Genomic DNA, 19,190 nt, shown 5'->3' with positions numbered 1-19,190 from the left:
TAATGGACTCACCACAAATCGACCAGCGTATTCACAAGCTCACCGAAGTTATGCGCCTTTCGGAGCAAACCCGCGTGGAATGTATGGCGTGGGCATTTGAACACCTGAAAGCGGCGGCATTTTGGGAAAATGAATATCGACACCATGCTCGTGAATTGCACGTAACCCTGATTCAAAAATGGAAAGGGGGCGGCAATGAATCCAGCATACGACCCAGATAATCTTTTTGCTGATGCAATCGCGGCGGGATTTGTGCCGGACGCAGCCATAAAACCAAACAAAATACGCTTGCATCGTGGTTCTGATCTGCTGACACCAACCCCGATTAAATGGCTCGTTTCTGGCGTGCTGGAAGCCGGGGTATTGGCGGCGGCATTCGGTGCGCCTGCTAGTGGTAAATCATTCGTTGCTATTGATCTAGCATTATCAGTTGCCAGCGGTCGGGCATGGAATGATCGTGGTGTAAAACAAGGTTCTGTTGTCTATTTTGCAGGTGAGGGCAAGGCGGGGATTAAGCGACGTTTAACAGCGTGGATACAGCGAAATCCTGAAAGCCGAGAATTAATTGCAGAACATTTTTATTTGTCAGATCGTGCGTGCAATCTTCCCAATGAAACCGCGCTCGTATTGGATACGCTGGCAGATGTGAAAAACCTGAAATTGGTAATACTCGACACGTTGCAGCGGACAATGGAAGGTGACGAAAACAGCACGCGGGATATGACCGCCTATATAAAATCGTTGGACGCAATCAAAGCGGCTCACCCTGAATCTGTGGTGCTGGTGGTGCATCACACGGGGCACGGTTCAGCAGATCGTGCGCGGGGTTCATCGGTGCTTAAAGCCAGTTTGGACGCTGAAATATCTGTGAGCAAGGATGATGCTGGCGTTATTACCTTGAAATCATCCAAAGCAAAGGACGCGGAGCCATTCCCGTCGCTATCGTTTCGGCTCGAATCCGTAACGCTGGACGGCTGGCAGGATGAAGACGGGCAACCCGTCACCAGTGCCATGCTGAAACACTTGGAAGACCATCAGCAAGCGCAACAGCCAAGGCGCGGCAAGGTATCAGGTAAAAACCAACTGGCAGCACTGGCGATTCTGAGGGCTTTACAAACGCATTCAGTAACAAACCTGAAAGACGGTGAGTATCCAGAGCATCAAGCCCGTGTGAGGCGTTTTGAATGGCAGGAACAGTGCATAAAAGAAGGTATTGCCCGTAGACAATCCGCGTTTATGGATAGGATTCAACTACCGCTTGTTACGGCTGGGGCAATCAATCTGGATGGTGAATATGTTGTGCCTGTCGATTTTGAGTAGCGACACAATGCCGACACAAACAGCGACACAAAATGACACGAACGGCACAAATTGGGGAAGGGTACGCGACACAAAACGACACACATACTTATAGGTATGTGTCGTTTGTGTCGTGCCACCTGTGATTTTAGTTTGTGCCACGAATCTAAAACTTAACGAGGTAAAACCAATGATCGAACCACCGAAAAACTTACCGCCTGATTTGCAATACGCATGGGTTGTGGCAACAGAATCAGCTTTCATGGAAGGCGTTGAAAAAACGCTGTTACGCCTGCGTAAGCGATTAGGGCGCGACCTAAGTGTAACTGTTGATGCTGAATTTCTTGCGAACACGAACACTGAACAGAAATCACCACAAGTTCTGTTTCTGGACGACTTCCGGTAGGGAAGCATGGGGGAATCCCGATGGAATCCCAGTGGGAAGCATTAGGGAATCCCAGTGGCACGGAAAAACGGTACTGTTCCGTTTTCGGTACTGTTTCAAAACCAGTGGTAAAGCAGCGGTAAACCCGTGGCTTTTATGCAAGTGCATTGCATGAGTAATACAAAAGCATTTCATGAGTATTTCAAATGTCCCGCCTCTGTCCCGTGGGACATTCGCACATTGTCACAAGGCTGTCACTGTGACAGGTGCGTGACAGCCGATAAAAGCGCAAGAAAACGCAAGGTAAAACGTTAGAAAACGTTAGGCAAAACTACCGCCGATTTGACCCCAAAACTACCGGTAACACTACCGCCGATTTTCCGCCGATAAGTAGTTGTTTTTAATGGTGAAATTGGCATTATTTGCCGTTTTTAGCACCTTAAAAAAACTTCATAGAAAGTCAATAAAAGTCAAGGCAAAACTACCGGCAAATCTACCGCCAATTTGACCCCAAAACTACCGCCGATTTGCCACCCGATTTGCCGGTAAATTTCCCTGAAAGATCAACGCACTAACGCGATTTCCTCAGTTTTGAGGTGCTAGGGAAAACTAGAGGTTTTCACCGGTATAAAACGGAATAAAAGCGAACGATTTTAGGGCGTGCCAGCGGTGAAGATGCGCGGCTAGGAAAACACCCTTTTCCCGCATTTGAAATGGAGGTTTCGGCAAACACCCGTAAACACGGGGAAATCCCGCAATTGGAGGGGGCGCGTTCCTGCAAACGACACCAGAACATAAGGATTTTCTAATTTAGTTCCTGGACTAATCAAGCCTTGCGCCTTTGCATGGGAATAGAAAACCCCGTTTCGTGTTCTGGTGCATCCGGCACTAATCCAGCCTTGCTCAATTCATCCCGTATCAGTTCAAGAGCAATACGGCGTATCCGTTCATCATCATTATTGACCATGCCAAGAGAATCACGCAGGCGGTTTACGACCTCAACCTGTAGGGAGTTGCCATTGTTTCGGGCGGATTCTTCCAGCGCACTCCTTAATTCAGAATCAAGGCGAACAGTAAAAGGGGATGTTGTTTGTCTTTCCATGTCTGGAAGTATGAATCTTTTTTGATTCACTGTGAATGAATCATGCTTGCATCACAATTGATGCGGGCTTATGATTGCATCATAAATGATTCACCAATGATGCAAATAAGGAAGGCAGCAAATGACAGAAGCAACAGAAAAGCCGACAAGCCCCTACCCGCTACGCATGGCGGACGATGTGAAAGCATGGATAAAGCAACGCGCGAAGGGGAACGATAGGACTGTTCACGCAGAACTGAACAGAATTTTGAAAGAGGTAATGGAAGCAGACGAACAGAAAAAGCAAGCGGCATAAACAAAAACGCCCCATTACTGGGGCATTCCGGCTGCAAGGGTATCTCACCACCCAAACAGCCAATTTTGAACCATCCCTAACAGTCTAAAATTAATGGAGATTCGCCATGAATCATACACCAAACACGCCCCCAGCGGGCAACATCACTTTACCGCGTGCCGTAGTCCGACAGTGGAACGACGCACACACCGAAAACACAAAAGAATCATGGGCTTATATTGCTGGTTTATTAGCTGGCATTCTGATTTATCGCCCTGACATCACCGAAGAATTAATGCTCCTTATCGGTGTTGCCACCCAACGCGGCGTAATGGTGCGTAAAGGCGGTGTAAAATGAGCCAGCACCAACCCCAACCCCACAACCACGCCGCGCAAATTGCCCACCACAAAGCTGATTTTGAAGCGTGCAGCGCAACAGCGCATGAGTGCCGCAAATGGGCAAGCATCTATCTGGAAGCCGCCTACGTGTACGAATACGCGGCTAGTCATGCCCTGAACCAATTAGCAGCCACCTTGCAAGAAAAGTGGGTTAACGGGGGTGAGGCATGAACCACTACGCCACCGCGCTGCAATCTGGCGCACTTGCCGCATTCTTCCCGGCCTATCACTGCGACATGGTACAAGGCTGGGAACATCACCATTTCACCCACAACAATGGTGAGAACTACCTACACCAACAGCAAGCAATTGCCAAACGCGCACCCGCTACCGATGACGACAGCGACACCCTAAAGGGCCGCGCCATCATTTACGCCGCCAAGTGCAAACAGCTTGCCCCTGAACCCTACCACCTGCCACAACGCGCCCTTGATTATGTGGCGGTTAAGGGAATGCGCTTACCCGTGGTATCGGTCAACACCGTGCGGCATGACGGCACGACCGGCAAGAAAGCCCAAGCCGAAGGCATCCGCCTACGCATCACCTCAGAAAAATGGTGGTATCGCCGCCTTCGCGTCCAGCAAGGCCAGCAACAAGAGCTACAGGCCATCCGTTTGGGTTTGGTCAATGCTGAAAAGCAAGCTTACGTGTCGGACTATGGCCTATCGCGCGTGCTGGCACATCAAGCCAAGTCACTGGAATGGCTCGACAGCATGGAACTGATCGACACCCAAACCGGCGAAGTGCTACCGCTCAAACAAGCTGCTGATGCTGGCGTGAGTAACCCGGTAAATCGCCGCAATGAGATGATGTTGCGCATCGCAGACGGTGAGCGTTATTTCCACCTGAATGGCTATGTCGCGTTATTCCTCACCCTCACCACGCCATCCAAGTTCCATAAGTTCACCAAGACCGGCACGCATACCCGTGTTGACCGGATGGGCGTTAAACGCACTATCGGCGGCAAGGTCATTGCAAACCCTAAGTATCAGGAAACCATTGACGGCAACACCAACACCCCCAAATTAGCCCACGCATGGCTTTCAAAGTCATGGGCGCGTTTTCGTGCGGCTATCCATCACCGTGGCATTTCCGCGCCTTATATGCGCGTTACCGAACCCCACGCCGATGGAACCGAACATCAACACGCCATCGTGTTTGTGCAGCCTGCCCACCTCAAAACCTATACCCGCCTCCTCTGGAAGTATTGGTTGCGTGAAGACGGCGACGAACCGGGCGCAACCCGTCACCGCGTCCAGATCGTCAAGATTGATCTGAGCAAAGGCCGTGCCGCTGGTTACATTGCCAAGTACGTGGCAAAGAACATCCAGACATTAGGCATTGAAGGCGACGACACCAAAGACCACGACACCGGCATGGAAAGCATTGACGCAGCCACCCGTGTTCACGCATGGCGTAGCCGTTGGGTCGTGCGTGCGTTTCAGTTCTCACAGCAGTTCGGGAAGGTCTCATTGTGGCGCGAACTTCGCCGCCTCAAAGACGCAGAACAACCGGATGCACCTTTGCTAAACGTGGCACGGTTTGCCGCTGATACCGGCGATTACTACGGCTTTTTGAAAATCACCCAGCAACACCCTGACACCTTCGCTTTCTTGCTGGAAGACAACGCCAAGCCCAACCGGTACGGCGAAATCACCGAACGGGTACGCGGCATTACTCACGACGCAGGTGCAACCGTCACCAGAACCCACGACTGGGAACTTCACCAACGCGCCACCGATATTGACGAAACCACTACCGCTGATGAATCCGACTGTGATTTTTTGATTCCGGCACTCAGGGCGGTTAGTGACCCTTGGAGTACTGTAAATAACTGTAGACAGGATGTTACCGAAACCTATTTCGGGAACATGGCGGGAGGTGAAGCATGAGCCACCACACCCCAACCACCCCCCACCCGATTGACTGGCGATTAATCCACGCGCTGATTCCGTGGTTAGCAGCCGTGAGTTCATGGCTCATGTGGGCGGGTTTCCTGCTGATTCCGTCTACCTTCGGGCTGCACTATGCCGGAATGTTCCCTGCTGCGAACAATGCGGTTTACGTGATGATGGGGCTAACCCTCACCATCGCCGCCACTATCGCCGCGCAGTCACAACACGGAGTTCATGCAATTCTGTTTACGTTCAGCACCCTATTACTTTCGTACTGGTTCTAAGAGGTCAACAACAATGCAACACACAACCAACACCGCCGCGCCTGCATTCAATGCCGGACTTGCTTACAGCGAATTCCAACAGCGTAAAGCCGCGTACATTATCGCCGCCATTACCGCCTTTCTCATGTCCGCCTATTTCGTGGTGGGCTATTTTGCAGGGCATTTACGCATCTGGGAATGGGACGGTTCCCAGTGGGCGCAAGCCGTGCCGTCGATTGGTTCGGTCGGAGTAATGACCGCCTACCAGTTTTTTCTGTACTCACAAGGCGACGTAGCAGGCGGCAAGAAAGCCACTTACATAGCGGTATTCGTTGCCGTGGCATTTTCCCTGCTGTCTGAAATCGGTCAAGGCATGGAACGCGACAACATCCGCATGGAAACCAAAAGCCAGCAATCCCCCACTTACCTTGCAACGCTGGAAGCCATCAAAGGCGCAACCGGCGCAAGCTACAACCCCTATGCAGCCGACTTGCAAACCGCACAAATGAAACTAGCCCAATGCCAGCAACGCATGGCACAAGGCAAAGAAAAGCATTGTGAAGGCTCGAAAGCGCGTGTGGACGCAGTTAATCAGATGATAGCCACCAGTAACGCCAGCAGCCAACAACGCGCCCTAGCCCTTGCCGGTACTGCCAAAACAATGGAAAAGGACGAAACCAATTACCACCCGCTCGTAAACTTCATTCGTGAAGCCTTGGGCGCAACCGGCACGATTGCCAGTTTCATGCTGTCACTCACCCTAATCAGCTTTTTCGAGTACGCATTTCACTACCTTGGCGGACAATTCGCAAAAGCACGCGCCCACCTGATGAACCACGGCTATGACGTAACCCGCAAACTACGCCAACCCCCACGCCGATTCGATGGAAGCATCACCACTTACCATGAAAGCAACACCGGCAACGCCGCCGCCACTCACAATGCGCCCCCGGTAGCAGCCTTCGCCGATTCCGCACGCCAGACCGTGAGTGAGTACGCCACCAAAGCCGCCGAAAACATCGCTACTGAAAACGCAAAAGCCCAATACGCACGCGCCAACGCCTACAACGTTGCAGGCGATGCGCTGGATAGTGCCGTGCTGAAAGTATCGGGCGGATTCAAACAATCGCCAGAACAACGCCAGAACGCGCTGAACCTTGCAAGCATGGCGAACCCTGCAAGCGCGTTAGTATCCGGCAACAAGGATAAAACACTATCCGGCTCGACCTACCGTGAAGCCTTGCGCAACGGTTCCCAACGCTTTGAAGACGTGCCACTCGACCAACTCACCCAAACCGCCGCCACCCTTCCCCACGATCAACGCAACGGCGCAACAGGTGCGCATAATCCAGCGTTAGGCACGCAGGAAGAACAGCACGCACTACCCCTTTCCAATGTACGCGCACATTCCCAAGAGGGGGACGTACATTCACCCGACACGTACATTCAAACCAATGTACGCGCACATTCACCGGCTAATGTACGTGGTAACAGTGAATTACTTGCAGCCATGAAGGACGCACAAGGCAAAATTGAACCCGACACCCTCAAAGAAGCTTACGGATTGTATGACCAATGGAAGGCGGCATTACTGGCAGGTGAGAAGGTACTAGCGGCGCGTGGTGGTCGGGCATTCATCACAAGCCACCTATGCCAAGCCAGAAAGAAAACCATTACACCATCGGGCATGGATGCACTGTTAAACCTCTGGCGCAAAAGAGCGGCGCGTGAAGGCGTGATTGTGACTAATCCGAAATACACCGGCAACCCACCGCACCCCGAATACTTACTGGTGGGCAACTAAGCAGTAAATCAATGTGCGCGTACATTCCCAAGAGGGGGACGTACATTCACCCGACACGTACATTCAAACCAATGTACGCGCACATTCCACGACACCCAAAACCAAGGAACCAAAACCATGAACGAAACAAACGAACCGACACCAGCAACACCCACCGCCGCCACAACGCAAAAGGTTGCCTATTGGAGCACCGGATTATGGACAGACCCCGACACCGCCGCGTTTGCGGTAGAAATGGGGGAATTCCCCGACGATTACCGAATAGCAGAATTTCCGGCTGATGCTTCACCCGAACTCATAGATTCCGAAGTGCTGGCACTCTTGGCAGAATAGGGCAGACGATCAACCAACCATCAACGAAAGTCGGGCAAGTTCTCGGCTTTTTTATGTTGGGTAGTTGTCCAATCCTAGCAAACAAATTGCGTGACTAAATCCGTGACTAAGAAAGTCAAAAAAACTACCAAAACGAAAAAGGGCTGCACCTGTTAGGATGCAACCCTTTGAATTCTTTGGTGGCTACACCTAGATTCGAACTAGGGACCCCATCATTATGAGTGATGTGCTCTAACCAACTGAGCTATGTAGCCAAGAGGGGCACATAATAACGATTACAAAAAATACTGTCAATAAAAAACCGCTCTCATGGAGCGGTTTTTACTGGCATAAGCGTGTGCGGTTTAACGACCGAACAATTTGCTTGCCAAGCCGATTGCGCCAGAAACGCCACCGACTGCATCCAGCATATTGCCGAGGTCGAGTGCGCCGTCTGGTGATGCTTTATCAACCACTTGTGGGATAGCAGCTTGCAGGCCGCTAACCGCTTGCTCTTGGCTCAGGCCGAGCTGTTGAGCGAACGCTGCGATTTTGTCTGAACCCAGCATTTGAGTCAGTTGACCGCCAGAAATCGGTGCGTTTTCGCCTTTACCCAGCCAAGAAGCAGCGATAGACATCAGATCACCGTTGCCGCTGCCTTGCATTCCGCTCACCATTGACATCAAGCCGCTTAAACCGCCAGCTTGTGATTGGCCTTGACCATTGGACATCAAACCCATCAGGGCTGAAGCAATTTCGGTAATTTCCAGTTGACCATCACGATCTTTGTCGAGCTGGCTTTGGAACATTTGCGCCCCAAGTTGCATGAGGTTTCCCATATCCATGTGTCTGTTCTCCGCTTAAATGTCTTTAGGAATACGAATTTTTTGACCGGGGAAGATCAAATCGGCGTTTTTGATGACTTCGCGATTCACTTCAACAATCTTGGTGTATTTTGAACCATTACCGTAGGCTTTTTCTGCGATTTCCCACAGGGTGTCGCCTTTTTCGATAATGTAAAACTCATCGTCACCACCGACTTGGCTGCCATCAGCAATAGTCATGCCGTCAGCTTTTACTTCCTGGATGCCCATCGCATTGCCAGCCATCAAAACTGCCTTTTCCAGTGCTTCAGCCGAGCTTGCTTCGCCTGTTAAAGTTGCAACGCCATCTTGTACCTGCACTTGTAAACCGCTTACGCCCGGATTGTCTTCGTTAATGTGCTGTTCCAGTGCGGCTGGTGCTTCTTCTTCTTTCCCGAAAATTTTCTTGCCGATATTACGTGCAAAATCAAAAAGTCCCATCTTGTTGTCTCCTTCGGATTATTAGGTGGATCAATCTCCACGAACAAGTATAGCTGGTTTATTTCAAATAAACATCGCATTGCCCGCTTAGTCGCCGAACTGTCACCGAAGGTTCAGGTGTTACGCAAGTATTCGCCCGAATTTTACTAAGCGTTGTTGCCAATAGGTGCGGCTGAGGTTATCAACCGAGACTTTTGCACCGCCCGATGCCGCATGAATAAACTGCCCGCGCCCGGTGTAAATGCCGACATGATTGACGCTGCTGCCACTGGTGCGGAAGAAGATTAGATCACCGGGGCGCATTTGATTAAAGCTGATAGTGCGGCTGGCGCGACTTTGTTCGGCGGCGGTGCGGGGTAGGGTAATGCCGTTGGCGTTTTTGTAAATAAACTGCATTAAGCCGCTACAATCAAAGCCTTCGCGTGGCGTTTCACCACCGTATTTGTAACGAACGCCAATCGTGCGGTGTGCTTCGGCGAGTAAGGCGCGGCGTGCGGGTGCGTCAGCAGGCTCTTGTTGCGGAAAAAAAGAAGAGCCGTTGTTGTAGCTGTTGGGATGATACGAGGCCAGATAGGGTCTGGCGGTGTTGTTTGGTGCGGGCATGTAGTTGGTGTACATGCTAGGTTGTGAGTATGGTTGCATAGGCACGCAACCACCGAGTAATGCCGCTGTAGCGCCCAACCACAGCGTTGCCTGTAATTTCCCCATGAATGAGACCCCTGTTTTTTGTTATGAATTAGGACAGGAATCCATTCTATAAGTTCTAAACTGAATGCAAACAAAAAACCCGCCAATAAACTTTTTAAAGCGGGTTTTTTATTTAATTTGGTTTAAAAATTACCAGCGTGTGCCAAAACTTTTATCGGTTTGATGGCCTAAACTGGGCAGGTCGGCTAAATCGTGTACCGTACTTAAGGGGCCGTTGGGGAATAATTGGTAAAGGTATTTGCGTCCGCCTTGCGGGGTGAACTCTTCTTGTAGCATATCAGCGAGGCGGCGGGCATTTTGACAGTCATCGCAGTGTTCGTAGAAGTCGAGTACGAAGTTAATCACTTCCATGTGTTGCGGGCTGAGGCTGATACCTTGCTTGGTGGCTTGTTGACTAATGCGCTGGTAAACGTTGGCGACTTTCAGGGTGGGTAGTGGGGCACGCATTACCGCATGGGCGCGTGGGAACATTTCATCGAGTGATACGTCACTGAACATCATGGTATAACCCTCCTAGTGGTGTTTTGGGGGAATCTTCTATCTCTAGTGGTCGTTTATCGGTTGCTTCGTGTATTCCAAAAGTAATATTCCCTACTCGTGCAGTCAAGATATTTTTTCGCCTTTTTACAAGCGTGTGACGACTGGGCTATGCTGCGCTTCTCGTAATCGCTTGGAACAATACGCATGACTGTAGCGAATCCCCGCTTGACCAGTGTGACTTTAGCCGCGTATGGGTGGATGCCAAAGGATTGGGCGCAACGTTTTTACCCAGAGGATTTGCCGTCAAACTGGCAGATGGTGTATTACAGCAATGATTTCAACGAAGTATTAGTGCCCGCAAGCGCGTGGGAGTCCGGTGCGCTGGTGGCGGATTGGTCGGTATTGCCAGCGGGTTTTGAGCTGTATTTGGAAATTACTACGGCTTTGCTGGAGTCAGCGCATTGGGTACAGGTGTGTGAATGTATTGAGCAAACCTTGGCAACGCAGATCAGTGGGTTGTGGGTTGATGCATCAGCGCAGCATCAGTTGCCAGCAGCTTGGGAACAACGTTTTGCGGTACATCTTGCGACGGCAGATACGTTATTGGCGACAATGCCCGCGAACGCTAATGCGCAACTGGGTTTATTGCGTACCGATCAAGGTTTGACTCCCGCCGCTTTACGCACCTTGTTTGAAGCGTTGCAGGCGAAGACCGCGCACAAGGACGTGGTATTGTTTTTGGACACACCTTACGCGGTGGTGGGGCAAATACAGTTAATGCGCCAAGTGTACGGGGTTTAACGCGGGTAACTGGGTGGTTGCGGTATCCGATAGGTATTTGACTTGTAAGGGTTAGTGCTGGGGTAACGTGGTGCGGGTGCGTACTGGTATTGCCCTGTGCTTTGCTCTAGCACCTCGTCAAACATACCATTTTTTTCCATGTAATAGCCCAACACGGCCAAGGCACTGGCTGCGAAAATTATGGCAAAGGCAATTTTTACCTTGCTGTAAGGGCGTTCGCCTTGGGTTTTGCCGTTGCGCCCGTTGATAACGAAACGGTAAGTTTCTTGCTTGTAACGAAATGCCGCTGACCACACCGGTAGCAATACATGCTTAAACGTTGTGCCGGAATGTTGGGTTTGCAGGCTGTGAATGTGTTGCTGATCACCGCCAATATCGCTGGTGACGGCGGCGTGGATGCGGCTGTCCATGATATTGCGTGCGTCTTCAAAGCCTTCGTCGAGGTCAATTTGGTAAATTTCGCTCTGGAAGCCGCTCAAATAACTATCGTTATAAGGAACCAGATTGGGTAAATCCCACGGTTCCAAACGATCCAAAATCGCACGCGGTAAGGTGCGCGTTGCGCCAACCAGCACATCATCAAAGAATAAGCGCACCCGTCCGCTCACAGGTGTCCAGCGTACTTTGGGAACGCTGCGAACTTGTTGCTGCGATTTGCCATTGACAATGACCGTTACCATTTCACGCTCGTAATACACCGTGCCGCGCTCACCCCGGTAAAAGGTGTCGGTATGGCTGTCATACGTCCAATACGGCACGTAAATGCCCAGCAGTTTTTCATCGCGCTGCGCTTTGTTTTTGAGGGCGGAAGGCGCGAACCATAAGCCGCCAATCCATTTATCGAAAGCGTCGCGTGCGGCTTTTTCGGTAATGACAAACGGCAGTAACGACTTCGGCTGAAACAAGCGGGTGCGCTCTGTTCCCGTAACCACGGGCGTGCCGCAAAACGGGCAATCCCCGGCGTGGCGATTGGTGGTTAGCTCAAAAGTTGCCGAACAATTGGGGCATTTAATGACTTGGGTATTATCTAGCGGACGCAGTTTTACCTGCTCGATGGCGCGTAACGCTTCGGCAAAGCTGTATTCCTGAATCGGCACGCTGCTGGTTTGAATCGCATTTTGATGCCCGCAATAAGTACATTGCATGGCAGTCGTGCCCGGTTGGTAAAGCAGATCTGCCCCGCATTGCCCGCAGGGAAAATGTTGTTGCCGCGTTTTGTTGTTATCGTCTGCCATGAGTGCCTATGAACACGATGCCCTTCCAGTCGCAAAAGGAAGGGCGGGTTGAGAGTGTCGTTTATGTACCCGGTACAGGTGGGATGGGCGGAGGCGTTTGCGCTGTAAACAGTGCCGCTAACGCTGCCACTTCTCCGGCTGCTTGCCAAGCTGCCATGCCATTTTGCCATACCAGTGCGGCGGGGGTGAGCGTGCCACTGCGTACCATTTGTTGCAATTGCTGGAATGAATGGGGGCCGCTGGCTGCTTGGTCAATCGCCACGTGCCACTCATTATCCGGTAACGGCGGGGGCGCGGCTGGCTTGGGTTTGTTCAGCACTTCTGCCATTTTATTGGCAACGGCAAAACCCATCCCCATGTCTAACGCACTGTTAGAGCCGCCATTACCCACGCCTTGCGCCGTTTGGTATTGCAAGTATTGGTCAAGATTACCGACCATGCCCATGCTGGTACGCTTATCGAGTGCTGCTTCCACCTCATCCGGCAGGGAAATATTTTCCACCGCAATCGAGGTTAATTGAATGCCGTAACCTTTGAATTCCGGCGCGATCCGCTGGGTGACGTATTGCCCGAATTGCTCGTAGTTCGCCGCCATATCCAACACCGGAATGTTAGACGCAGCCACCACAGTGCTGAAACGGGTGACGATTAAACTGCGCAACTGGTTGCTGATTTCATCGACCGTAAACAGACTGTCAGTGCCCATGATTTCCAGCATGAACTTGCGGGCATCTTCAATCCGAATCGCGTAAGTCCCGAAGGCGCGTAATCTGACCGCAGAAAACTCGCTGTCACGCATCATCACCGGGTTGCTGGTTCCCCATTTCAGGTTGGTGAATTGCTTGGTGTTGAAGAAATACACTTCGGCTTTAAACGGGCTTTGAAAACCGTGATCCCAGTGCTGCAAGGTGGAAAGCACCGGCAGATTTTGGGTTTCCAGCACGTACATGCCGGGGGTAAGTACGTCGGCAATTTGGCCTTCGTTAACGAAAATCGCGACTTGTGATTCGCGCACGGTGAGTTTTGCACCGTATTTGATTTCGTTGCCGTGCCGCTCGAAGCGGTAGACCATTGTGTCATTACTGTCGTCTGTCCATTCAATGACATCGACAAATTCACCCATGAGTTTATCCCAGAGTCCCATGATTATGCTCCTTGACGTGGGCTGTCAGCTTTGGCTTTGGCAGCAATGAGGGCTTCACGCAATTCACCTTCCATGACCTTGATTTCTTCCTCAGCCTTGGCACGCATGGCTTTGCCTTCGTCAGCAATGCGCAGGGAATCGTTGATGGTGTCGATCAGGCTTTGGTTGGCTTTTTTCACGGATTCAATATCGAACACGCCGCGTTCCATTTGTTTGCGGGTTTCGGCATTGCCGAGGCGCAGGGTTTCGGCGTTCTTTTCGAGTAAATCATTGGTCAGGTCAGAGGCTTTCTTGACCACTTCCGCTGCGTCGCTCATACGGAAAATCGTTACCGCTTGCGCCAATTGGTTTTTCCACAATGGCACGGTATTGATCAGGGTAGAGTTGATCTTGTTGATCAGGGTTTTGTCGTTTTCTTGCACCAAACGGATGCTGGGTAAGCTTTGCATTGCGACTTGGCGGGTCAGGCGTAAATCGTGGATGCGGCGTTCGAGATCGTCACGCGCTGCACGCAAATCACGCAGATTTTGCGCCATGATCATGTCTTGCGCATTGGCTTCGGCTTTAGCAACCAGCGCGGGAATATCGGTGGTTTCCAAGCGACGTAACTTCTCTTCACCGGCAGAAATGTAAACTTCCAGTTTGTGGAAAAAGTCGAGGTTAGCTTCGTAAAGGTGATCCAGCGTTACTACGTCGGTGAGCAACTGGGTTTTGTGGCTTTCCATCTCATCGGTGATGGTATCAATTTGCTTACGCACTTCTTCGTATTGATTGAGGAATTCCACCACTGGCTTGGCTTTACCAATCAGTTTTTCCCACCAGCTTGGCTCATCGTTAGGGTTTAGCGCGTCAATGTCGAAACCCTTAATCGCGGTAATCATGCTGGTGAGCGATTTACCCGCAGAACCAATGTCTTTATTCTTAACGCCGGTCAACATTTTTTCGGAAATAACGGTCATTTGCTCTTGGGTTTTAGTGCCGAAGAACATAATGCTGCTGCGGTCGCTCATGTCGATTTCCGCAATGATGCTTTCCATTTCTTGCTTTTTAGGGTCGGTCGCTTGTTCAAAAGCCACCAGTTCGGTGGTGACTTCTGGCAGTGTGGCGATTTCAGTGCCGGGAATAATCGCAGGAGCTGTTTGGGTCGCAGTCGTTTGAGTATCGCTCATGATGGTAATCTCCGAAAAATAATTATGATTTAAATAACGCCTTCACGTTTGAGTTGGGTTTCCAGCACTTCTATCTGTACGTCCAAATCAAAATGGTTATCTTCGAGAAGTTTAGTCTGTTGTTCTGTGAAGGTTTGCTCAATCGAATCCAGCACGCGGCTGAAATTGGTTTCCAAGGCTTGCGGAGCTGCCAGCCCTTGATGCGTCTGGGCATAGCCCTCAGTGACACGCTGGGTTCCGTCTAAATACACTTTGAGAAATTTACGTGCACGACTTAAGCGGGCAGGATCGTCTTCGATACTGTCCACGACTTCGCGGGCTTTGTTGGTAATGCGTTGCAAGCGTGCATTGAATTCAGGATTGCGGATTTTACGGCGGGCATCTTCAATAGCGTCAATTTTCAGATTGGCGGCATCCAAGGCTTCCAACACCTCTTCGACCGTAACGCCTAGCGACAGCTTACCTGCTTTATCTTTGCGCGGGTCAAGCCCGTAATACAACGCAAACCCTAGGAAGGCCACCGCGCCAATTAACACGGATTCGGGTAACGCGCCCATTACGAAGTCAGAAGTCCACCAATCCAATACGCCCGTGGTAATGCTGATAAATAACGCTGCTACGGTTTTGTACGGTGTGGTCGGCGCACGTGCAATTTTGCGCCGTTCGTATTCACCTTGCAGCCGGAAACCGTGTCGCGCCACCGTTGCCGCTAACATGAAAGCTGCGAATGCACCGCCAGTGACCAAAGTGTCAAATACTTGCCCACGTAACAGCAGCACAATCGAGGTAATCAAGATGGGCAGCGGTAACAGGAATAACAAAATGCCTTTGATGCCATAGCGCACGGCATGAAGGGTAGGGTCGTAACGCTTTGCTGATGCCATGTGTCCCGTTCCTAAAAAATGGGCGGAATAAGGTGAATAACAGACGCGATGCTCACCCCACCGATGGTGACGAGCAACAAGATGAAGCCAACCGTCTTTTTTAATGTATAGGCCATAATGTCATCCTTTTAAGATGCAGCAAAGTATAGCGAATATGTATGGTAATAGCCTACGTTATTCAAGGGGGAATTCAAGTAAAACTGGATGAGTTGTGTCCGGGTTGTGTCGGGGTCCGAGCAGGGGTGTATAATCGGTCCATCACCCAACCACGCAAGTTGCCGGAAAATGCTTAAATTTCCCTATGCCATCAGTGACTTTTACACCCTACGCCGCGAGGGTTATTTGTACCTTGACCGCTCCAACGCGGTTCCTGTGTTGGAAGAAGCAGGTCGGCAACTGGTGTTTTTACGTCCGCGCCGATTTGGTAAATCGTTACTGTTGTCGCTGTTAGCGAATTATTACGACATCAATACGCTGGATAAATTTGAGATGTTGTTTGGCGATCTTGCTGTCGGGCGCAACCCAACCGCAGAGCGTAATCAATATTTGATTCTGCGTTTGGATTTCTCCAAGGTATCAGCCAAGGGGAATGTGGAGGATATACAACGCAGCTTGTTTATCCACATTAACCAGTCCATTCAAGATTTTATGCAGCGTTACCAGCCGTTGTTGAAACATCCCGTGGTCATCATGGCTGATGCGCTTGGTTCGTTCCAATCGGTGATGGATGCGGTAAAAAATAGTGGTCACAGCATCTATTTGCTGGTCGATGAATACGACAATTTCGCCAATGAAGTGCTGGTGCATGACGTAGGCAATCGCCAACGTTACAGCGATTTGCTAGAAAGCGAAGGCGTGGTCAAAACCTTGTTCAAGATCATTAAAGCAGGGGCATCGGAAGGCAAAATTGCGCGAGTATTCATCACCGGCGTATCGCCCTTGGTGCTAAGTGACATGACCAGCGGTTACAACGTTGCCACCAATATTTACTTGGATGAAGACTTTAATAACTTATGCGGAATTAGCGAACCGGAATTGACAGGGCTAGTCGATGAAGTGGTTCAGGCGTGCGGCTTGCCCACAAGCGAAACCAGCGTAGTGCTGGAAACCATGCGTCAATTTTATAATGGCTATCGCTTTTGTCCAGATATTAGTCTTCCCACCCTCTATAACCCGACGTTGTGTTTTTATTTTTTACGCGCTTACCAAAAACGCTGCCGCCCACCAGAACAAATGCTAGATGGCAATCTTGCAATGGATGCCAGCCGAATTAGTTACATTGCTAACTTACCCGGCGGAGCAAGTGTCATTGGTAATATTTTAGATGAACAAAACCCCGTGTTGTTGCCCTATCTGGAAAGCCAGTTCGGGGTGGAACAACTGCATCGGTTGCAACACGATGCGCGTTACATGGTGTCGCTGCTGTATTTTTTCGGGGTGTTGACCATCGGTGGCTTGGGTGGAGAGCTGGAAGAGCTGCGGCTGGAAGTCCCCAATCGGGTCATTTACGCCCTGTATGTGGACACCTTGCGCGAAAAAGCCCTGCCAGACTTAGCGCAACGTCGCGAAGTTGAAGGGCTTGCCAAACAATTTTACCAAACCGCTGAGTTGCAACCGTTAGCGGATTACCTTGAAAACAGTTATTTCAAAGTGTTCAACAACCGTGACTATCGCTGGGGTAATGAGTTGACCATCAAAGCCGCCTTCATGAGCCTGCTGTTTGATGACACTTATTACATCATGGACTCGGAAGCCGCATTGCAACGACGTTATGCCGATTTGCTGATGATTATCCGCCCTGATATGCGCCGCCTTGCCGCGTTGCAGGATATTGTGCTGGAGTTTAAATACCTTTCACTGGCTGATGTGGGGATGACCGCAGAAACCTTGCGTGAGCAAAGTCGCGAAACGCTGCAACAACTGCCAGTGGTTCAATCGGTATTGCAAAGTGCATTGGTGCAGTTACGCGATTACCAGCGGGTGTTGATGGAAAAATACCGTGAGCCGCAACGCTTGCGCTGTTTGGCAGTGGTGGCGATTGGGTTTGAGCGGGTGGTGTGGGAGAGTCTGGCGCAATACTGAGCATAATCCCACCGCATGAACATTCGTTAATGAATTCGCAAGCCTGTTGTAATGTTGTTCTTGTCACACTGTTTGCCATGTGTAAAAAATTGATTGAGGAGCGACTATCCATGTTCAAGCGTAATAAATTGGCATTAGCGACTGGCTTGTTGGGTGCGGCGTTAGGTTTTGCTGTGCTGCCAACGATGGCTGAAGTATTGCCGCCTGCAACGCCAGCCGTTCCCGCTGCACCAGCGGCTCCCGCGCCTGCTGCGGTGGTCACGACACCACTCGCGCCCATCGCTGCACCTGTTGCGATGCCGACGATGGGTGGTTTGCCGGATTTAGTGGCATTGATTAAGCAAAACAGCGCGGCAGTGGTGAATATTAGCGTTGAAGGCAAAGCGGTTAGCTCTGCCTACGGTTTGGGTTTGCCCGATGGGTTGGAATTGCCACCTGAATTAGAGCGGTTTTTCCGTCAATTACCCGATGGCAATAAGGGTAAGAAGCGTTCAGCGCAAGCGGTTGGTTCGGGTTTTATCATTTCCGCTGATGGTTATGTCGTCACCAATGCGCATGTGGTGGATGACGCTAAAACCGTCACGGTTGGTTTAGGTAATAAGCGTGAATTGATTGCCGAAGTCATTGGGATGGATAAACTCAGTGACATTGCGTTGCTGAAAGTGAAAGCCGATAACCTGCCTGTGGTGCAATTAGGCAATTCCGATGGTTTGGATGTGGGGCAGTGGGTGTTCGCGATTGGTGCACCGTTTGGCTTAGACCATACCGCGACGCAAGGGATTGTCAGCGCGTTGTCACGCAGTTTGCCGGACGGAACTTACGTGCCGTTTATTCAAACCGACGTGGCAGTGAACCCCGGTAACTCCGGCGGCCCGTTATTCGATTTGTCCGGGCGCGTGGTAGGGGTGAATTCGCAAATCTATAGCCAAAGCGGTGGTTATATGGGGATTTCGTTCGCGATTCCCATCAATGTTGCGAAAAATGTGGTGGAACAGCTTAAAGCCAAAGGGCAGGTGAGCCGGGGTTGGTTGGGTGTAGCGATTCAGGATATGAATCAAGAGTTAGCCACCTCGTTTAACCTCAGTCAGCCTAGCGGTGCATTGGTGTCGAGCGTGGAGCGCGGGAGTCCGGCGGACAAAGCGGGTATTCAGGCAGGTGATGTGATTATCGGTTTTGGCGCAGGCGAAGTGAAGTCGGCCTCTGATTTGCCGTTGCTGGTGGGTAATACCCCTGTTGGAACCAGCGTGCCTGTTAAAGTGTTGCGTGCTGGTTCGGAAAAAACGCTTGATGTAACCGTGGATGAGTTGGCAGATAGCGGTGATAAATCCAGCCCGCGTGTCGCCACGGGCGAAGCAGGCCAAGGTGTGCTGGGTGTGGTCGTGGCGGATTTATCCGAAGCCGAACGTAAAGCGAATGAGCTCAAGGAAGGGGGCGTAATGATTCGTGAAGTGTTGCCCGACAGCGCGGCGGATAAAGCGGGTTTGACCACGGGTGATATTATCGTTTCGGTCAATAATGCGTCGATTACTTCAGCAGATGCGTTAAAGGCAGCGGTGAAGTCCGCGCCAGAAGGCAAGCCGTTGGCAATGCTGGTGATGCAAGACGGTAAAACGCGCTTTATTGCGATTAGCAAACCGTAATCCATCATAT

At 50.9% G+C, this 19,190-nt stretch carries 22 protein-coding genes and 1 tRNA gene; 13 read left to right on the top strand and 10 right to left on the bottom strand.

What is annotated here, in order from left to right:
* The first annotated feature begins 2 nt into the window (after nucleotides 1-2).
* From J9260_RS11145 to J9260_RS11135, 3 genes are all read left to right on the top strand, one after another.
* Entirely contained in the window at nucleotides 3-221 is a 219-nt protein-coding gene (locus J9260_RS11145; protein ID WP_210217844.1) for a hypothetical protein, read from the top strand.
* A complete protein-coding gene (locus J9260_RS11140; protein WP_210217843.1) occupies nucleotides 196-1,320 on the top strand; it encodes an AAA family ATPase in 1,125 nt (374 codons plus the stop codon). The genes J9260_RS11145 and J9260_RS11140 overlap by 26 nt, the downstream gene beginning before the upstream one ends.
* Nucleotides 1,321-1,489: 169 nt before the next feature.
* Nucleotides 1,490-1,705: a hypothetical protein gene (locus J9260_RS11135; protein ID WP_210217842.1), complete on the top strand. Its 216-nt coding sequence runs from the start codon at nucleotides 1,490-1,492 to the stop codon at nucleotides 1,703-1,705.
* 805 nt (nucleotides 1,706-2,510) lie between these two features.
* Here J9260_RS11135 and J9260_RS11130 read toward each other — a convergent pair.
* Nucleotides 2,511-2,786, bottom strand: coding sequence for an Arc family DNA-binding protein (locus J9260_RS11130; RefSeq protein WP_210217841.1), 276 nt, complete (start codon nucleotides 2,784-2,786; stop codon nucleotides 2,511-2,513).
* Between the two features lie 121 nt (nucleotides 2,787-2,907).
* Here J9260_RS11130 and J9260_RS11125 point away from each other — a divergent pair, with 121 nt between their 5' ends.
* The 7 genes from J9260_RS11125 to J9260_RS11095 all read left to right on the top strand — a co-directional run bounded on the left by J9260_RS11125 (nucleotide 2,908) and on the right by J9260_RS11095 (nucleotide 7,754).
* Nucleotides 2,908-3,081: a hypothetical protein gene (locus J9260_RS11125; RefSeq protein ID WP_210217840.1), complete on the top strand. Its 174-nt coding sequence runs from the start codon at nucleotides 2,908-2,910 to the stop codon at nucleotides 3,079-3,081.
* 106 nt (nucleotides 3,082-3,187) lie between these two features.
* Nucleotides 3,188-3,418: a hypothetical protein gene (locus J9260_RS11120; RefSeq protein ID WP_210217839.1), complete on the top strand. Its 231-nt coding sequence runs from the start codon at nucleotides 3,188-3,190 to the stop codon at nucleotides 3,416-3,418.
* The gene (locus J9260_RS11115) at nucleotides 3,415-3,630 is read left to right on the top strand and encodes a hypothetical protein (RefSeq protein ID WP_210217838.1); all 216 of its coding nucleotides are present in this window, start codon (nucleotides 3,415-3,417) and stop codon (nucleotides 3,628-3,630) included. Before J9260_RS11120 ends, J9260_RS11115 begins: the two co-directional genes overlap by 4 nt.
* Entirely contained in the window at nucleotides 3,627-5,351 is a 1,725-nt protein-coding gene (locus tag J9260_RS11110) for a replication endonuclease (RefSeq protein ID WP_210217837.1), read from the top strand. The genes J9260_RS11115 and J9260_RS11110 overlap by 4 nt, the downstream gene beginning before the upstream one ends.
* Complete coding sequence (locus J9260_RS11105; protein WP_210217836.1) at nucleotides 5,348-5,638, top strand: hypothetical protein; 291 nt, start codon at nucleotides 5,348-5,350, stop codon at nucleotides 5,636-5,638. Before J9260_RS11110 ends, J9260_RS11105 begins: the two co-directional genes overlap by 4 nt.
* A 13-nt stretch (nucleotides 5,639-5,651) precedes the next feature.
* A complete protein-coding gene (locus J9260_RS11100) occupies nucleotides 5,652-7,421 on the top strand; it encodes a hypothetical protein (RefSeq protein WP_210217835.1) in 1,770 nt (589 codons plus the stop codon).
* 117 nt (nucleotides 7,422-7,538) lie between these two features.
* Nucleotides 7,539-7,754: a hypothetical protein gene (locus J9260_RS11095; protein WP_210217834.1), complete on the top strand. Its 216-nt coding sequence runs from the start codon at nucleotides 7,539-7,541 to the stop codon at nucleotides 7,752-7,754.
* A gap of 177 nt (nucleotides 7,755-7,931) precedes the next feature.
* On the opposite strand, the gene J9260_RS11090 is transcribed toward J9260_RS11095, so the two are convergent.
* From J9260_RS11090 to J9260_RS11070, 5 genes are all read right to left on the bottom strand, one after another.
* Nucleotides 7,932-8,008: transfer RNA gene (locus J9260_RS11090), tRNA-Met, on the bottom strand.
* A gap of 90 nt (nucleotides 8,009-8,098) precedes the next feature.
* A complete protein-coding gene (locus tag J9260_RS11085; RefSeq protein WP_210217833.1) occupies nucleotides 8,099-8,578 on the bottom strand; it encodes a YidB family protein in 480 nt (159 codons plus the stop codon).
* Nucleotides 8,579-8,593: 15 nt separating this feature from the next.
* The gene (gene lysM, locus J9260_RS11080; protein ID WP_210217832.1) at nucleotides 8,594-9,037 is read right to left on the bottom strand and encodes a peptidoglycan-binding protein LysM; all 444 of its coding nucleotides are present in this window, start codon (nucleotides 9,035-9,037) and stop codon (nucleotides 8,594-8,596) included.
* Between the two features lie 120 nt (nucleotides 9,038-9,157).
* Entirely contained in the window at nucleotides 9,158-9,745 is a 588-nt protein-coding gene (locus J9260_RS11075; protein WP_210217831.1) for a C40 family peptidase, read from the bottom strand.
* Nucleotides 9,746-9,874: 129 nt separating this feature from the next.
* The gene (locus J9260_RS11070; protein WP_210217830.1) at nucleotides 9,875-10,246 is read right to left on the bottom strand and encodes a TusE/DsrC/DsvC family sulfur relay protein; all 372 of its coding nucleotides are present in this window, start codon (nucleotides 10,244-10,246) and stop codon (nucleotides 9,875-9,877) included.
* A 183-nt stretch (nucleotides 10,247-10,429) separates the two neighbouring features.
* Between J9260_RS11070 and J9260_RS11065 the strand changes: the two genes are divergently transcribed.
* On the top strand, nucleotides 10,430-11,026 hold the full coding sequence (locus J9260_RS11065; protein WP_210217829.1) for a hypothetical protein: 597 nt from the start codon (nucleotides 10,430-10,432) through the stop codon (nucleotides 11,024-11,026).
* On the opposite strand, the gene J9260_RS11060 is transcribed toward J9260_RS11065, so the two are convergent.
* The 4 genes from J9260_RS11060 to J9260_RS11045 form a co-directional block, all read right to left on the bottom strand.
* Complete coding sequence (locus tag J9260_RS11060) at nucleotides 11,023-12,261, bottom strand: TFIIB-type zinc ribbon-containing protein (protein WP_210217828.1); 1,239 nt, start codon at nucleotides 12,259-12,261, stop codon at nucleotides 11,023-11,025. The genes J9260_RS11065 and J9260_RS11060 overlap by 4 nt on opposite strands.
* 61 nt (nucleotides 12,262-12,322) lie before the next feature.
* Complete coding sequence (locus J9260_RS11055; protein ID WP_210217827.1) at nucleotides 12,323-13,405, bottom strand: SPFH domain-containing protein; 1,083 nt, start codon at nucleotides 13,403-13,405, stop codon at nucleotides 12,323-12,325.
* 2 nt (nucleotides 13,406-13,407) lie between these two features.
* The gene (locus J9260_RS11050; RefSeq protein ID WP_210217826.1) at nucleotides 13,408-14,574 is read right to left on the bottom strand and encodes a toxic anion resistance protein; all 1,167 of its coding nucleotides are present in this window, start codon (nucleotides 14,572-14,574) and stop codon (nucleotides 13,408-13,410) included.
* A gap of 29 nt (nucleotides 14,575-14,603) precedes the next feature.
* A complete protein-coding gene (locus J9260_RS11045) occupies nucleotides 14,604-15,458 on the bottom strand; it encodes a 5-bromo-4-chloroindolyl phosphate hydrolysis family protein (RefSeq protein WP_210217825.1) in 855 nt (284 codons plus the stop codon).
* Nucleotides 15,459-15,743: 285 nt separating this feature from the next.
* On the opposite strand from J9260_RS11045, the gene J9260_RS11040 reads away from it, so the two are divergent.
* Together J9260_RS11040 and J9260_RS11035 are read left to right on the top strand one after the other, a co-directional pair.
* Nucleotides 15,744-17,540, top strand: a complete 1,797-nt coding sequence (locus tag J9260_RS11040) for an AAA family ATPase (protein ID WP_210217824.1) — start codon at nucleotides 15,744-15,746, stop codon at nucleotides 17,538-17,540.
* 110 nt (nucleotides 17,541-17,650) lie between these two features.
* Nucleotides 17,651-19,180: a DegQ family serine endoprotease gene (locus J9260_RS11035; protein WP_210217823.1), complete on the top strand. Its 1,530-nt coding sequence runs from the start codon at nucleotides 17,651-17,653 to the stop codon at nucleotides 19,178-19,180.
* Nucleotides 19,181-19,190: the final 10 nt, after the last annotated feature.

The organism is Thiothrix unzii (genome assembly GCF_017901175.1).
Classification (GTDB): Bacteria; Pseudomonadota; Gammaproteobacteria; order Thiotrichales; family Thiotrichaceae; genus Thiothrix; species Thiothrix unzii.
This window is presented reverse-complemented; position numbering and strand designations above follow the sequence as displayed.

Bases quoted from the DNA above. Each gene is read 5' to 3' on its own strand.
- J9260_RS11145 (WP_210217844.1), top strand. From the start codon at position 3: ATGGACTCACCACAAATCGACCAGCGTATTCACAAGCTCACCGAAGTT.
- J9260_RS11140 (WP_210217843.1), top strand. From the start codon at position 196: ATGAATCCAGCATACGACCCAGATAATCTTTTTGCTGATGCAATCGCG.
- J9260_RS11135 (WP_210217842.1), top strand. From the start codon at position 1,490: ATGATCGAACCACCGAAAAACTTACCGCCTGATTTGCAATACGCATGG.
- J9260_RS11130 (WP_210217841.1), bottom strand. From the start codon at position 2,786: ATGGAAAGACAAACAACATCCCCTTTTACTGTTCGCCTTGATTCTGAA.
- J9260_RS11125 (WP_210217840.1), top strand. From the start codon at position 2,908: ATGACAGAAGCAACAGAAAAGCCGACAAGCCCCTACCCGCTACGCATG.
- J9260_RS11120 (WP_210217839.1), top strand. From the start codon at position 3,188: ATGAATCATACACCAAACACGCCCCCAGCGGGCAACATCACTTTACCG.
- J9260_RS11115 (WP_210217838.1), top strand. From the start codon at position 3,415: ATGAGCCAGCACCAACCCCAACCCCACAACCACGCCGCGCAAATTGCC.
- J9260_RS11110 (WP_210217837.1), top strand. From the start codon at position 3,627: ATGAACCACTACGCCACCGCGCTGCAATCTGGCGCACTTGCCGCATTC.
- J9260_RS11105 (WP_210217836.1), top strand. From the start codon at position 5,348: ATGAGCCACCACACCCCAACCACCCCCCACCCGATTGACTGGCGATTA.
- J9260_RS11100 (WP_210217835.1), top strand. From the start codon at position 5,652: ATGCAACACACAACCAACACCGCCGCGCCTGCATTCAATGCCGGACTT.
- J9260_RS11095 (WP_210217834.1), top strand. From the start codon at position 7,539: ATGAACGAAACAAACGAACCGACACCAGCAACACCCACCGCCGCCACA.
- J9260_RS11085 (WP_210217833.1), bottom strand. From the start codon at position 8,578: ATGGATATGGGAAACCTCATGCAACTTGGGGCGCAAATGTTCCAAAGC.
- lysM (WP_210217832.1), bottom strand. From the start codon at position 9,037: ATGGGACTTTTTGATTTTGCACGTAATATCGGCAAGAAAATTTTCGGG.
- J9260_RS11075 (WP_210217831.1), bottom strand. From the start codon at position 9,745: ATGGGGAAATTACAGGCAACGCTGTGGTTGGGCGCTACAGCGGCATTA.
- J9260_RS11070 (WP_210217830.1), bottom strand. From the start codon at position 10,246: ATGATGTTCAGTGACGTATCACTCGATGAAATGTTCCCACGCGCCCAT.
- J9260_RS11065 (WP_210217829.1), top strand. From the start codon at position 10,430: ATGACTGTAGCGAATCCCCGCTTGACCAGTGTGACTTTAGCCGCGTAT.
- J9260_RS11060 (WP_210217828.1), bottom strand. From the start codon at position 12,261: ATGGCAGACGATAACAACAAAACGCGGCAACAACATTTTCCCTGCGGG.
- J9260_RS11055 (WP_210217827.1), bottom strand. From the start codon at position 13,405: ATGGGACTCTGGGATAAACTCATGGGTGAATTTGTCGATGTCATTGAA.
- J9260_RS11050 (WP_210217826.1), bottom strand. From the start codon at position 14,574: ATGAGCGATACTCAAACGACTGCGACCCAAACAGCTCCTGCGATTATT.
- J9260_RS11045 (WP_210217825.1), bottom strand. From the start codon at position 15,458: ATGGCATCAGCAAAGCGTTACGACCCTACCCTTCATGCCGTGCGCTAT.
- J9260_RS11040 (WP_210217824.1), top strand. From the start codon at position 15,744: ATGCTTAAATTTCCCTATGCCATCAGTGACTTTTACACCCTACGCCGC.
- J9260_RS11035 (WP_210217823.1), top strand. From the start codon at position 17,651: ATGTTCAAGCGTAATAAATTGGCATTAGCGACTGGCTTGTTGGGTGCG.